The organism is Natronococcus sp. JC468, from assembly GCF_012163165.1.
In the GTDB taxonomy this organism is placed as follows: domain Archaea; phylum Halobacteriota; class Halobacteria; order Halobacteriales; family Natrialbaceae; genus Natronococcus; species Natronococcus jeotgali.
The window spans coordinates 28434-41848 of the sequence record NZ_JAAVUO010000020.1 but is presented as its reverse complement, the minus strand read 5'-3'; the positions used below and the strand labels follow the sequence as shown (position 1 = coordinate 41848).

Sequence of the window (13415 nt, the reverse complement as noted above, 5' to 3'; positions counted from 1 at the left end):
CCGTGTCGGTCACTCCCGTCGCGGGACCTCGTGGCGACCGAACCCGTACCGCAGCCGGCTCGCCAGGCGTCGGGAGAACCGTCCGTCGTCGGCCCGTGAACCGAATCGCTCGGAGAGGGCGGTGTAGATCAGCGGCAGCGGCACCTCCTGCTCGAGGGCCTCCTGGACCGTCCAGGTTCCCGTCGAGCCGCCCTCGACGCGGTCGGCGACGGTTCCCAGGTCGGTGCCCTCCTCGCGGAAGGCCTCCTCGCAGAGCTCGAGCAGCCAGGAACGGATCACCGCCCCATTGTTCCAGACCGAGGCCACGCCCTCGAGGTCGAGGTCGTACTGCCCCTCGTGGAGCAGCTCGAATCCCTCGCCGTAGGCCTGCATCAGCGCGTACTCGACGCCGTTGTGGACCATCTTGACGTAGTGGCCCGATCCCGCGGCGCCCATTCGCTCATGGCCGTCGGGACCGGTCGCGACGGCGTCGAAGACGGGTGCGAACTCCTCGTAGGCCCACTCGGGGCCGCCGACCATCAGCGAGAAGCCGAGTTCGGCGCCCGCCGGGCCGCCGGAGGTGCCACAGTCGAGGTAGGCCGCCGAGCAGGCCTCCGCGCGGCGCACCGAGTCCTCGAAGTGGGAGTTGCCGCCGTCGACGACGACGTCCTCGCTCCCGAGGTGGGAGTCGAGGTCCTCGAGGGTCGCGTCGACGGCCTCGCCAGCGGGGACCATCAGCCAGATCCGCTTTTCCTCGCCGAGTCGGTCCGCCAGGTCCGACACCGAGTCGGCCGGTTCCGCACCCGCGTCGGCCGCGGTCGCGACCGCCTCCGGGTCGAGGTCGAAGGCGACCACGTCGTGGCCCGCCTCGAGTGCACGACCGACGACGATCTGTCCCATCCGTCCGAGTCCGATAACGCCCAGTTGCACGAGCGGGGATGGGCGGGGCTGGGTGGTAGGGGTTGCGGTTCGTCGCGACCGCTCCGGACGGTCGGAGGCGGGGACGAGCCGATCCGCGATCGCCGCGGAAAACGCAAGGCGGTCGCGGCGATCAGTGGAGCGGTTCCTCGAGGCGGGCCCACCCGATCGCGTCGAGCACGACGATCCGCCCGTCGTGTTCGACGTAGACGCCGTTGTACTCGCCGCGGTCGGCCTCGTAGTACGGCAGCGAGTCCCTGATCGTGTCGACGACCGACCAGGCGCCGTCGCGCTCGAGGGTGACGTGTTCCCACTCCTCGCGGGCATCGTTGCGCACCGCCCGCTCGAGGGCCGTTCGCGCGCCCGGGATTCCGGCGAGCCGGGGCGCCGACGCGTCGATAACGGTCGCGCCCGTCGGAACCTCGTCGGCGATCCTCGCGCCGAGATTCGCCTTCGAGCGCCCCGGTTCGGTCTGCGAGCGGTCCGACTGGAGAACGTACCCGGCGGCCGCGGCCGTCCCGACTGCGAGCAGCGAGAGGGCCACTCCTTTGCCCCTGAACATCATAGACATACCTCTCAATAGCTAACTAAGTATCTTTCGTAACAATCTTCTTTTCAAATATATCTAGCAAGAAAGTACAGGTCGGTCAGACGAGCGCGGCAGCGTTGGACGTGATCGCACCGCCGACGACCAGCAGAAGGACGCCGACGGCCGCCCCCGCTCGGTACAGCGGGAGCGCCTCGACCGCCGGCTCCCGGAGCTTCTTCCCGTTGAGCCCCGACTCGAATCGTTTCGCGGCAATCTCGACGATCGCCGCGAAGACGAGCCAGAGGGCGACCATCGCGAGCACCAACTGCCCGTTGATCGTGTTGAACAGTCCCTCGGCGGTGTACTGGGTCCCCGCGAGGTGGCTGCCGGAGACGAACAGCGCCAGCGCGCTCACGCGGGAGATGAGCTTCAGCCTGCTCGAGACGGCCTCGAGCGGCTTCGTCGAGTTGAACGCGCCGTCCCGAGCTAGCGGCAGAACGACGAACGCGACGTAGAAGACGCTGCCGGCCCAGAGCGCGGCGAAGACGAGATGCGTCGTCTGGGCGAGGAACACATCGACCATACCGATGGGTTAGCGAGGGATGGTATCAGCGTTCCGACTCGCGGATGGTTCGAGCGGCTCCGGAACCCCGATGACGGCGAGCGAGGACGGAACCGCGCGGGACCGCGAGCCCGACCCCGCGACCGGGACGGTCCGTCCTCGGGGAGCCGCGGGCGTGTCGCGACTACTCGAGGTTCTCGCCCTGGTAGCTGCCATCGTAGGCGCCCTCGTGGTCAGCCTCGGCGAGGACGAGCTGGGCGATGCGGGCGTCGCGTGCGATCTCGACGTCGTGGTGGACCTGTAACAGTCCCTCGCCGCGTCCCTCGTAGCCGGCGTCCCAGACGGCGGTGTTGAGCATACAGGAGTTGCGCAGCAGCGACGAGCGCGGATAGACGAAACCGACGTGGCCCTCCGGGATCTCGATGCGCTCGCCGTAGCGGGCGACGTAGGCACCCTCGGGGAGGTAGTAGGTGTCGGGCGTCTTCTGTTCTAACTCCTCAAGCGGCCGGGCGACGCGGTCGCCGATCTGTTTGCCGTCCCGGCCGATTCGACCGGGCTCGAGCTGTTCGAAGACGACGTCGAGGGTGAGGTCGACGCCGTTGGGCTGGATCTGGTCGTCGGTCGTCGGGGAGACGTACTCCGCGACGAAGGCGCCGGAGCGGAACATAGCGTCGGTACGCTCCGGAGCTGAAAAAAGGGTATCCGTTCGAACCGGCCGTGACAGGGCGTTACGGGGCACGCGCGCGGGGGCTGTGGGGCGAACGCGACGGCGAACGCTTCGGCGACGCCCGCGAACTGACGAACGTTCAGTGGCGAGGCAATACTTACGCGAAACCCCGTCGAATGCCCGGAAATGACACGGTCGTTCCCGATAGAAACACGCTGGATTTATCAAGCCGGAAAGCCGAAATCCGGATGCTATGGGACAGACTCTCACCGAAAAGATTCTCGACGACCACCTCGTCGAGGGCGAGCTCGAGACCGGCGAGGAGATCGGGATCGAGATCGACCAGGTGCTCACCCAGGACACGACCGGGACGATGGTGTGGCTGCAGTTCGAGGCGATGGGGCTGGACGAGGTCCAGACCGAGATCGCCGCGCAGTACTGCGATCACCAGACTTACCAGTTCGACTTCAAGAACACGGACGACCACCGCTTCCTGCGCTCTGCGGCCGGTAAATATGGCGCTCACTTCTCTCGACCCGGCAACGGTATCTGCCACAACGTCCACCGCGAGAACTTCGCGGCCCCCGGCAAGACGCTGCTCGGCTCCGACAGCCACACGCCGACGCCCGGCGGCCTCGGCGAGCTCGCGATCGGCGCCGGCGGGATCGACGTCACCGTCGCGATGGGTGGCGCGCCCTACTACATCGAGATGCCCGAGGTCGTCAACGTCCGCCTCGAGGGTGAGCTCCCCGAGTGGGCCACCGCGAAGGACGTCATCCTCGAGCTGCTCCGTCGTCTCTCCGTGAAAGGCGGCGTCGGCAAGATCCTCGAGTACACCGGGCCGGGCGTCGAGACGCTCACCGCGCCCGAGCGGATGACGATCACCAACATGGGAACCGAACTCGGCGCGACGACGTCAATCTTCCCGACCGACGAGCAGACCGAGGACTACCTCGAGCGCGTCGGCCGCGGCGACGAGTACACCGAGCTCCAGCCCGACGACGACGCCGAGTACGACGACGAGATCGTCGTCGACCTCTCCGACCTCGAGCCGCTGATCGCCCAGCCCTCGATGCCGGACAACGTCGTTCCGGTCAGCGAGGTCGAAGGCGAGGACGTCAATCAGGTCATCGTCGGCTCCTGTACGAACGGCGGCTACGAGGACATCCTCCCTGTCGCGAAGATGCTCGAGGGACAGCAGACCTCGATGGAGACCGAGACGATCGTCGCGCCCGGCTCCAAGCAGGCCTCCGAGATGCTCGCCCGCGAGGGCTGGGTCGCGGAGATGATGGCCGCCGGCGTCAACTTCTCCGAGGCGACCTGCGGTGCCTGTATCGGCATCGGTCACGTTCCCGCCTCCGATTCGGTCTCGCTGCGCACGTTCAACCGCAACTTCGAGGGGCGCTCGGGCATCGAGGACGACAACGTCTACCTCTGCTCGCCGGAGGTCGCCGCCGCCGCGGCGCTCGAGGGCGAGATCACCGACCCGCGCAACCTCGACGACGTCGAGGCGCCCGGCGTCGAGCTCCCCGACGAATACGACGGCTCGAAGACGGACCTCATCAGTCCCGACGAGGCCGTCGACGACGAGCTCATCAAGGGCCCGAACATCGGCGACGTCCCGATCCGCGACGAGCTCGGCTCCGACATCTCCGGTGAGGCCCTGCTCAAGATGGAGGACAACATCACGACCGACCACATCATCCCCGCGACCCAGGACATCCTGATGTACCGGTCGAACGTCCCCAAGCTGAGCGAGTTTACCCTCTCCCGCGTCGACGACACCTTCGCCGAGCGCGCGCTCGAGGCCGACGGCGGCTTCCTCGTCGCCGGCGAGAACTACGGTCAGGGCTCCTCGCGCGAACACGCCGCGCTCTGCCCGATGTATCTGGGCATCGAGGGCGTCCTCGCACAGAGCTTCGCCCGGATCCACCGCGCGAACCTCTTCAACTTCGGCATCGTCCCGCTGACGATCGACGAGGACACCTACGAGTCGATCGACCAGGGCGACGAGATCGAGATCGTCGACGACGTCTACGACGCCGTCACCTCCGGTCAGGAGGAGTTCACCGTCCGCGTCAACGGCGAGGAGTTCACCGCGACGCTCGACGCCTCCGAGCGCGAGCGCTCGATCCTTGCGGCCGGCGGCAAGCTCTCCTGGACCCGCGACCAGGCCGAGGAAGGCGGCGCCGCACCCGCCGACGACTGATCGCAACCGACGCTTCGACCTTCAGTTTTTTCGCCGACGAACCGGCCGAGAGTCCCGCGTCACGCTCGAGCGACGGACGTCCGGGCGACGCTCGAGAACGAACAGCGTCTTGTGGCCGCGGCCGATAGCTCGAGCGAATGTCCGCCGAGCACGCGAACGCAGGCTACCGACGGCTGTTCGACCGCGAGGGGCTGACCTTCGGCGCGGGCTTTCCCCTGACCGGGGCGAACCGCTCGACGCCCGATCACGAGGCGGAGATCGAACTCGCGACCCTCGCCGAGGAGCTAGGGTTCGACGGGCTCTGGGCGCGGGACGTCCCCACGTTCTGGCCGAAGTTCGGCGACGCGGGCCAGACGTTCGACACCTGGCCGTGGCTCTCCCACGTCGCCGCTCATACCGACGAGATCGCGCTGGGCACCTCGAGCGTCGTCCTCCCGCTCCGTCACCCGTTACACGTCGCGAAGTCGGCCGCGACGGTCGATCGCCTCTCCGACGGCCGACTCGTGATGGGGGTCGCCTCCGGCGACCGCGACCCGGAGTACCCGGCTTTCGGCGTCGACCGCGAAAATCGGGGCGAGCTGTTCCGCGAGAGCGTCGCGGCCCTGCGAACGGTCTGGACGGAGGACTACCCCGAGCTCGAGGATCGGTGGGGCAGCCTCGAGGGCGAACTGGACGTCGTCCCGAAGCCGACGGCGGGGACGATCCCCCTGCTGCCGACCGGGAACTCCCGACAGACCGACGAGTGGATCGCCGCGCACGGCGACGGCTGGCTGTTCTACCACCTGCCCGAGTCGACCCTCGAGAGCTACATCGCACAGTGGCGCGAGGCGACTGCGGACAAACCGTTCGCGATCGCGGTCCGGGTCGAACTCGCTGACGATCCGACGGCAGAACCCGAGCCACTGCACCTGGGCTACCGGGCCGGTGTCGAGTGGTATCGCGACTACTTCCGTCGGCTCGAGTCCTACGGCCTCGATCACGCGATCATCGGGTTGCAGAACGAGGACAGGGAGCGAGCGTTCGAGCGGTTCGCCGACGAGATCCTCGCCGAGCTATGACATCCTCCCTGGCGTGAACGCCGGGGTTTCCTCCGTGAGAGTTTCAGTCGGTCTAAGAGCCTCTAGAGGCAACATTCCCGTCGAAGTGGACGGTACTCGGGTCTGTGCGCTGATTTTTGGGACGATGAGAGCGTGGTAACTCTGACCAGTCATGGTCGTCCCACTCGAACCGCACGGGCCGTGCCATCGGCCTGACTGCTTGATCTGTCTGCCGCTCCAAAAACGTCTCTGACGCCGTGAGGTCGGCGTGGCCCTCGAACCCACACGGACAGATGAGTGTGTCCTGGTGGCGCGTCGTTCGGTCTGTGGACCCACACTGCGGGCATTCTTGACTGGTCCATGCTTCCGACCGAACCTCAACCGAGATTCCATATTCCTCGACTGTACACGCCAGTCGTTCGGTAAACTGCCTGAACGCCCAGAAGTTGTGTGTCTTGGCGTTGGTTTCAACCGACCAGTGTGTCTCCAGCACGTCGGTTAACCTGCCGATATACACGGTATCAACGCCTTCGGCGTACAGTCGGTCTAGCAGATCACGACACAACGCCTCTTGTGCGTGGTCGCGGCGACGGGTCCGTTTCCGATACCGTCGCCGAATACGTTCGCTACTGTATCGGCCATCTCCGAGTTTCGACTGCAACTCGGCAATGTGGCGTGTAGTGTCGCGGAATCGCTGGAACAGGTCGCGGCCCTCATACAGATATTGCTGACCGGTCGTGGTGGTACAGGCGACGAGATTGTTCGCACCGATGTCCAGAGCGGCTTTTTCGGAAGCCAGTGGAGTGTCCCATGCATCGTCAGAAACAGTCACGGGTTGCGAAGCTCTGAACGTGTCGTCAATCTTGTCGTACCACAAGTCCAACCGACCCTGTTTCTCGTAGTCAGGCCAGTTCGGGTCACCAGCGATTTCCAGCCGGAGACGCCCGGTGTGGTCGTATCTGTCTTTCAATTCACTTCCGACCAGTATCTCAAGCCGGGAACGGTCGCCCCACTCGACGGTGTACGAGGTGTTGCGAATGACGGTCTTGAGTTGCCGCCCGTCGTCTTCGTTGCCACGGAAGCCCGGCGGCTCGGGGTGTTCAGTGACCGACGTATCCGAATCATCGTAGTACTGCTCTTTGAGTCGGAAGAAGCCTCGCCACGCTTCTGAGTTCTTCCGAATCACCTGTTGGGCGGTAGACGCACCGAGAACGCCTTTGTACCTGCCTTCAAGTTGGCCTGTATCGGCGTCCCATACGTCCTCGCCGCCATACCCGTCCTCGTCGTTGTACCGCATGAGGCGTTCGTAGTTGGTTTGGTTCCAGAGAGCGGCAGAAGCGTCCAACAGGTCCCGGAGCAGCTGCTCTCCGCTATCGGAGAGCGGTCGCACTGTGAACATGTTGGTACGCTTCATTCCCATTTTGATGTTTGAACTGACTCGTGTTGAAGGCCAGCCATCCGGGGTGAAAGTGAACCTGATACCGACTGGTGGAGACCCAGGCCTGGCAGTCTGGTAGTGGTTTGCCACCGAAACTGATTCGATTCACGCCCGCCCTGTTCGCTCCTCGGTTCCGACAACGAATGTCGGAACACTCGTTACTCACAGGAAGGGCGGGACTCTCTCGCTATCAAAGGTAGGTCGCCGTCTCTCTCGCGGACGCTCACGCCGGATACCGATCGCGCCACGGCCGCCGTCGCTCGAGGGCCGCGCTGGCTGCGAGGACGTCGGCGTCGCCGAACCGTGCCCCGGCGAGCTGGAGCCCGACGGGCAGGCCGTCGACGAACCCCGCGGGGACCGACGCGGCGGGGTGGCCAGTGAGGTTGTACGGCTGGGTGAGCACCCAGCCCCGACGCGGACTGACGTCGACGCCGTCGATCGTCGTCGGGGCCTCGCCGTGGGGAAACGGCGTCGTCGCGAGCGTCGCCGACGCGATCAGATCGAACTCCTCGAATCGGTCCTGCAGGCCGTCGAAGATCCGCGATCGGACGACGTCGGCTCGCGTGAGCTTTCGGACGGTCGGCGGCGTCGCGTCCACGACGGTCTCGACGAAGGCGTCGTGGAGTCGGTCGCGGTCCTCGCCGCGTGGATCGTATCCCGCCGCCTCGAGGTCGTCGAGGGTCGCCTGCCAGCGGACCGTCGCCATCGCGTAGAACGCCTCGAGGATCTCCTCGCGGTCGTGTCCGAACTCCGGGTCGACCTCCTCGACGGTCGCGCCGGCCCGCTCGAGGGCGCCGACGGCGTCGTCGATCGTCTCCCGAACTGCGGGCTCGAGCGGGTAGACCCCCAGGTCGGGGCTGTAGGCGATCCGCAAGTCGTCGATCGGGCGGTCGACGGCCGCGAGGTAGTCGTCGGTCGCGGGTACGGAGTGGGGGTCGTCGCGGTGGGTCCCGGCCATCGCCGAAAGCGCGAGCGCGGCGTCCTCGACGGTGCGGGTCATCGGCCCGACGTGGTAAAACGGCGTGTGGCTCGCGAAGGCGTTGGGGCGATCGACGTTCGGTACCAGTCCGTACGTGGGCTTGAGGCCGTAGACGCCGCAGGCACTGGCCGGGATGCGAATCGAACCGCCAGTGTCCGACCCGGGCGCCAGCGGGACGAGGCGATCGGCGAGCGCCGCCCCCGCTCCGCCCGAGGAACCGCCGGCGGTGCGCTCGAGGTCGAAGGGCGTACTCGTCGGGCCGATGACGCGGTTGTCCGTCGTCGTCCCCACGCCGAACTCGGGCGCGTTGGTCTTGCCGACGACGATCGCACCCGCCGCCTTCAGGCGGGCGACGTACGCCGTATCGGCGTCGGCGACCCGATCCTCGAGCAGCAGCGAGCCGGACGTCGTCTCGATCCCCGCGGCGTCGTCGATGTCCTTGACGGCGACGGGAACGCCGTGAAGCGGGCCGAGCGGTTCGCCCTCGTCGATCGCGCGCTCGGCGTCGCGGGCCGCCTCGCGAGCGGACTCCTCGGCGACGGTCACGAACGCGTTCGTCCGTTCGTTTCGCTCGCGGATCCGCTCGAGGTGGTCGTCGACGACGTCGACGGGGGAGCGCTCGCCGTCCCTGACGCGCCTCGCGATCCCGGCCGCGGAAAACTGCGTGCTATCTCCGCCCATAGTGACCGTCACACGAACGGAGGGATAAGCGTGGGTCCGGCGGCTTCAACCGCGAACGAACCGCGACGGCTCGAGGGGCGTCCGGTGGCGCCATCAGAACCGGTCGATCGCGAACGGCTCGATCGGGTGGTCGGTCTCGCCCTCGAGTGCGAGGTCGGCGAGGATCTCGCCGAGGACGCTGGCGAACTTGAAGCCGTGGCCGGAGAAGCCGGCGCCGACGACTACTCGCGGCTCCTCGGAGAGCGTATCGAGGACGAAGTCGTCGTCGGGCGTGTTCGTAAAGAGGCAGGTCCGAAGTCCCACCGTCGGCCCCGCGCCGTCGGGGAAGTACCGTTCGGCGAACTCGCGGAGGAGTCGCTCGTCGGTCTGGGTCGGCTCGCGCTCGAAGGCGTCGGGGTCGACGGTCTCCTCGCGGTGGTTGTACCGCCCGAGCTTGAACCCGGGAACGTCGTGGACCGGGAACCCGTAGTAGCGTCCCTCCGGGACCTCGATGTTCCAGACCGGGAACCGCTCGCGGTCGAAGTGATCGGGCTCGGTCGGCTGGAACCACGCCAGCACCTGCCGTTCGGGAACGAGCACCGACTCGAGGGCGTCGACGAACCGTCCGGCCCACGCGCCCGCGGTGACGACGAGGCGGTCGGCCTCGTAGCCGTCGTGGTCGGTCTCGACGCGGACGCCGTCGCTCGTCGGGCGCCAGTCGACGACCCGTTCTCGAGCCCGGATCGTCGCCCCCGCCCCGTGGGCGCGCTCGACGTGGGCGACGGTGCAGGCCTCGGGCTCGAGGAAGCCCCCGTCGGGCTGGTAGATCGCCTCGTACCCCTCCGGCAGCCGGTAGCCGGGGTAGCGCTCTGTCAGCTCGGCACTCGAGAGGTCCTCGTACTCGAGGCCGTGTTCTTCGCAGGAACGTCGCGACCCCGTCACGACCTCGCCGTCCGCGGGTCCGGCGTCGACCGATCCCGTCCGGTAGAACAGCTGGCGACCGCTCCCGTCCTCGAGATCGGCCCACAGCTCGGCGGCGCGTTTCGCGAGGGGGACGTAAGCGGGGTCCTCGGCGTAGGCGAGCCGAAACATCCTGGAGCGGCCGTGCGAGGAGCCGTAGCCGTGCGGGATGTCGTACCGCTCGAGACCCAGCACGTCGGCTCCGCGGGCCGCGAGGTGGGCGGTCGCGGCGCTGCCGACCCCGCCCACCCCGAGGACGATGGCGTCGTACCGATCGCTCATGGGGGCGTCTACGGGGAGGGGTACGAAAACGCTACTCCCGGCGGGCACGTTCGCGGATCCGACGCTGCTGGCGGCGTTCCGCCACGTGGCGCAGTCCGTCGGCCAGCCCGTCGCGGACCTCGTCCTCGAAGGCGTCGACGTCCTCGAGGAAGTCCGTCGAGAACTCCTCGACGAGCTCGTAGGTCCAGCGGTCGCTGACCGCCCCCGCCGGCAGGTGCTCGTCGCGCAGGCCGTCTGCCCACTCCTCGTGGCCGGCCTCGCGCAGCTGGTCCTCGGCGTCGCCGAGGCGGTCCATCGCGTGACCCAGCTCGTGGTGGAACCGGAGGAGATCGCCGTACGCCCGGTGGACGTACTCGATACCGAGCTGGAGGTCGTGCAGGGCGTCCTCCTCGAGGTCGCTCAACTCGAGGTCGTCCGGATCGGAGTCGGGACTCATTCGTCGTCCCGACGGCGACGATCGGAAAAGCCGTTTCAGGAACGGCAACGGGTGCCGGTTCCGGAAGCCGCCCCGGGCTACCGCGCCGGTTCCGATCGTGGCGCCCTCGGCGTCGACGACCGTCGACCTCGAGGAACGACGCGTCTCGAGACGTCGCCGAGCGCCCCTCAGGCGTCGCTCCGAAGCAACGCGGCGAACTCCCGGGCGAACGACTCGACGGCCTCCCAGTCGGTGTACTCGTAGTCCCGCGAGGTGTCGGTATCCCCGCCCGCTCGTCCGGCGATCCGGCGCATCACGAACCGCTCGAGCAGGCCGTACTCGCTGTACTTGAGCGCCCCCGCGACGGCGAGCGTCCCGTCGGGTTTCCACCCCGTCTCCTCGAGGAACGCCTCGAGCAGGGCCGCCGCGGGCGCGCGGTCCTCGGGGTCGTCGTGGGCCGCTGTCAGACTGACCGAGAAAAAGGCCGAGGGGCGACGGTTCAGGGTCTCGCAGTGCTCCCGGACGAACGTCTCGACGTACGCCTGGTGGCTGCCGCGGTGGATCGAGGCGCCGACGACGATCCCGTCGTAGGTGTCGGGCTCCAGGTCGGCCGGCGAGTGGGCGAGGTGAACCAGCGTCGGGTCGTGACCCGCCTTCTCGAGGACGTCGGCCACGCGCTCGGCGACGGCCGCGGTCTGGCCCTCGCCGGTCCCGTAGCAGACGAGCGCCCGCGCCATCAGCGGTCACCCCGATCGGTGCGAACGAACATACGCGACCACCCACGCCCAGCCCCATCAAGACCCCAGGAGGTTCCGCTCAGAGCGCGATCCGATCGCCGAGGGCCGGGGCTGTCGCGTCGAACCCGTCCTCGCGGAGTTCGGCGGCGAAGGCCTCGCAGCGATCGCCGTGATCGACGAGCACCCGGGCGTCGGCGTAGTCCTCAAGAAACTCGAGGAGTCCCGCCCGATCCGCATGCGCGGAGAAGTCGTACTGCTCGACCTGCGCGCTGACCCGCATCGAGCGCCCGTCGATGACCGCGCTCCCGGTCTCGTAGAGCTCGCGGCCGGGCGTTCCCTCGACCTGGTGGCCCGTCAGGGTGATCTTGTTGGTCGGATGGGAGCGGACAGCGGGAACGTAGGTCATCGCGGGGCCGCCGTGGAGCATCCCGCTCGTCGTTATAACCGCCGTGTTCTGCTCGGCGATACGTTTGCGTTGGCCGTCGCGTCCTGTGACGAACCGTGCGTGAGACTTCGCTCGTCGAAACGCGTCTGCGTCGCGGAGAAATTCGGGATGGTGAATCAACATCTCCGTGATTCGTTTCCCCATCCCGTCGACGTAGCAGGAAATGTCGTGTCGCTCGCAGAGCAGCAGCATCTCCTGGGTTCGCCCGATCGCGAACGCGGGAATCACGACCGTCCCACCGTCCCACAGCGTCCGCTCGACGCTTTCGACGAACCGGTCCGCGGTAGCGGATCGGTCCCCACGTTCGACGTCCGAGTACGTACTCTCGCAGATCACCACGTCGGCATCGGGGCGGGCGGTCGTAGCGGACACTAACTGCTGGTCCTCGGTGTGGAAGTCCCCGGTGTAGAGCAGTCTAGTCTCCCCGTCGTCGACGAGGACGTGCGCAGATCCCGGGATGTGGCCCGCGTTGTAGAACGTCACCTCGTGACCCGCGGCCTCGAACGACTCCCGGTAGCCGTGCGTCCTCGAGACCTGCGTGACTCGCTGGACGTCCGTTTCGGTAAAGGGACACCGCGTGGTCCCGCCGTGTAACTTCAGCGTGTCTCGAGCGAGCGTCAGTGCGAACTCGCGCGTCGGCGGCGTCCAGTGGATCGACGGGCGAGCGTCGCCGCTGAGCAGCGAGGGAATCACGCCGACGTGGTCGAGGTGGCCGTGGCTTGCCACGACCGCGTCGGGATCGGCGTCGCCCGGGAACTGCGGCGGGGTCCCCGACTTCGTCCCGTAGTCGAGCAGGAGGCGATCGTTGACCAGAATCGCGCTCCGGCCGACTTCTCCTGCACCGCCCAGAAACCGAATATCCATTAGCGACCGGTAGTCGCTCGTGTCGTTTGACAACGTCGAATCGTCTCGCCTCGGTTAGGAGCCGAACGCTCACTATCGTTGGTGGTGAGAGAACGAAACGAGGATGACGGCCTACCGTTTCCGCGTCAAGTTCGATCCGGACCCGACGTCGCTGTGGCGAGACGTTGTCGTCGGATCGGACCGCACGCTCGAGGAGTTCCAGACGACGATCAACACCGCACTAGGGCTCGACCGGGGACACCTCTGGTTCATCGGCACCGACGAAGACTACTGGCGTAGCGACGTGAAGTATCAGTGTCCACAGGAGTTCGAAGAGATGTCGAGCAGCGAGCCGATGAGATTCGACGAGGAAACGCACAACGCGGGCGAGACCACAGTCGGCGACATGGTCGAGCAGTTGGGGCTCGACGACCGCGACCGGATCTGTTACGGAGGTGCAAGGAGAAAGCCCCGCCCTTTAGGGCGGGGAGGATGTCAACTGTACGACTACGGCGACGAGTGGCGCTTCTACGCGATTCTCAAGGAGATCATCGGCGATCGAATCGACGATACGACCCCCGAGATCGACGAGGCGCGAGGCGATGGTATCGAGCAGTACGACCCCGGTCGGTGACGGTGCTGTCGTGCTCGGCGAGCGTCGGCTCCTCGCAGAACAAGCGATCAGTGACGCTTCCGATACCGATCTCCATAGCAAGCTCCCTCGAGATTGGATCTCCTGTTCTGACTAATTTCCT

At 67.0% G+C, this 13415-nt stretch carries 13 protein-coding genes; 3 read left to right on the top strand and 10 right to left on the bottom strand.

The genetic code is table 11. The features are described from left to right. Positions 1-9: 9 nt before the first annotated feature. The 4 genes from gnd to GWG54_RS12800 all read right to left on the bottom strand — a co-directional run bounded on the left by gnd (position 10) and on the right by GWG54_RS12800 (position 2655). Positions 10-909, bottom strand: a complete 900-nt coding sequence (gnd, locus tag GWG54_RS12815) for a phosphogluconate dehydrogenase (NAD(+)-dependent, decarboxylating) (protein ID WP_167938144.1) — start codon at positions 907-909, stop codon at positions 10-12. A 121-nt stretch (positions 910-1030) separates the two neighbouring features. Then, positions 1031-1462, bottom strand: a complete 432-nt coding sequence (locus GWG54_RS12810; protein ID WP_167938164.1) for a hypothetical protein — start codon at positions 1460-1462, stop codon at positions 1031-1033. 82 nt (positions 1463-1544) lie between these two features. Beyond that, on the bottom strand, positions 1545-2009 hold the full coding sequence (locus tag GWG54_RS12805; protein WP_167938143.1) for a copper resistance protein CopD: 465 nt from the start codon (positions 2007-2009) through the stop codon (positions 1545-1547). 163 nt (positions 2010-2172) lie between these two features. Continuing rightward, a complete protein-coding gene (locus GWG54_RS12800) occupies positions 2173-2655 on the bottom strand; it encodes a deoxyuridine 5'-triphosphate nucleotidohydrolase (RefSeq protein ID WP_167938142.1) in 483 nt (160 codons plus the stop codon). Between the two features lie 253 nt (positions 2656-2908). Between GWG54_RS12800 and GWG54_RS12795 the strand changes: the two genes are divergently transcribed. Then, positions 2909-4864, top strand: a complete 1956-nt coding sequence (locus GWG54_RS12795; RefSeq protein ID WP_167938141.1) for an aconitate hydratase — start codon at positions 2909-2911, stop codon at positions 4862-4864. Between the two features lie 137 nt (positions 4865-5001). Continuing rightward, on the top strand, positions 5002-5922 hold the full coding sequence (locus tag GWG54_RS12790) for an LLM class oxidoreductase (protein ID WP_167938140.1): 921 nt from the start codon (positions 5002-5004) through the stop codon (positions 5920-5922). A 52-nt stretch (positions 5923-5974) separates the two neighbouring features. Here GWG54_RS12790 and GWG54_RS12785 read toward each other — a convergent pair whose 3' ends face one another. The 6 genes from GWG54_RS12785 to GWG54_RS12760 form a co-directional block, all read right to left on the bottom strand. Then, positions 5975-7315, bottom strand: a complete 1341-nt coding sequence (locus GWG54_RS12785) for an RNA-guided endonuclease TnpB family protein (RefSeq protein ID WP_167938139.1) — start codon at positions 7313-7315, stop codon at positions 5975-5977. A gap of 247 nt (positions 7316-7562) precedes the next feature. Further along, positions 7563-8999, bottom strand: coding sequence for an amidase (locus GWG54_RS12780; RefSeq protein ID WP_167938138.1), 1437 nt, complete (start codon positions 8997-8999; stop codon positions 7563-7565). 93 nt (positions 9000-9092) lie between these two features. Then, complete coding sequence (solA, locus tag GWG54_RS12775) at positions 9093-10220, bottom strand: N-methyl-L-tryptophan oxidase (RefSeq protein WP_167938137.1); 1128 nt, start codon at positions 10218-10220, stop codon at positions 9093-9095. A 31-nt stretch (positions 10221-10251) separates the two neighbouring features. After that, entirely contained in the window at positions 10252-10656 is a 405-nt protein-coding gene (locus GWG54_RS12770) for a hypothetical protein (RefSeq protein WP_167938136.1), read from the bottom strand. A gap of 167 nt (positions 10657-10823) precedes the next feature. Then, the gene (locus GWG54_RS12765) at positions 10824-11372 is read right to left on the bottom strand and encodes a flavodoxin domain-containing protein (RefSeq protein ID WP_167938135.1); all 549 of its coding nucleotides are present in this window, start codon (positions 11370-11372) and stop codon (positions 10824-10826) included. Between the two features lie 79 nt (positions 11373-11451). Further along, entirely contained in the window at positions 11452-12681 is a 1230-nt protein-coding gene (locus tag GWG54_RS12760; RefSeq protein ID WP_167938134.1) for an MBL fold metallo-hydrolase, read from the bottom strand. Positions 12682-12784: 103 nt separating this feature from the next. On the opposite strand from GWG54_RS12760, the gene GWG54_RS12755 reads away from it, so the two are divergent. Beyond that, a complete protein-coding gene (locus GWG54_RS12755) occupies positions 12785-13294 on the top strand; it encodes a plasmid pRiA4b ORF-3 family protein (RefSeq protein ID WP_167938133.1) in 510 nt (169 codons plus the stop codon). The last annotated feature ends 121 nt before the right edge of the window (positions 13295-13415 follow it).

Coding starts and splice junctions, on each gene's coding strand:
- GWG54_RS12755 (WP_167938133.1), top strand. CDS start 12,785: ATGACGGCCTACCGTTTCCGCGTCAAGTTCGATCCGGACCCGACGTCG.
- GWG54_RS12805 (WP_167938143.1), bottom strand. CDS start 2,009: ATGGTCGATGTGTTCCTCGCCCAGACGACGCATCTCGTCTTCGCCGCG.
- GWG54_RS12810 (WP_167938164.1), bottom strand. CDS start 1,462: ATGATGTTCAGGGGCAAAGGAGTGGCCCTCTCGCTGCTCGCAGTCGGG.
- solA (WP_167938137.1), bottom strand. CDS start 10,220: ATGAGCGATCGGTACGACGCCATCGTCCTCGGGGTGGGCGGGGTCGGC.
- GWG54_RS12785 (WP_167938139.1), bottom strand. CDS start 7,315: ATGAAGCGTACCAACATGTTCACAGTGCGACCGCTCTCCGATAGCGGA.
- GWG54_RS12800 (WP_167938142.1), bottom strand. CDS start 2,655: ATGTTCCGCTCCGGCGCCTTCGTCGCGGAGTACGTCTCCCCGACGACC.
- GWG54_RS12770 (WP_167938136.1), bottom strand. CDS start 10,656: ATGAGTCCCGACTCCGATCCGGACGACCTCGAGTTGAGCGACCTCGAG.
- GWG54_RS12780 (WP_167938138.1), bottom strand. CDS start 8,999: ATGGGCGGAGATAGCACGCAGTTTTCCGCGGCCGGGATCGCGAGGCGC.
- GWG54_RS12760 (WP_167938134.1), bottom strand. CDS start 12,681: ATGGATATTCGGTTTCTGGGCGGTGCAGGAGAAGTCGGCCGGAGCGCG.
- GWG54_RS12795 (WP_167938141.1), top strand. CDS start 2,909: ATGGGACAGACTCTCACCGAAAAGATTCTCGACGACCACCTCGTCGAG.
- GWG54_RS12790 (WP_167938140.1), top strand. CDS start 5,002: ATGTCCGCCGAGCACGCGAACGCAGGCTACCGACGGCTGTTCGACCGC.
- GWG54_RS12765 (WP_167938135.1), bottom strand. CDS start 11,372: ATGGCGCGGGCGCTCGTCTGCTACGGGACCGGCGAGGGCCAGACCGCG.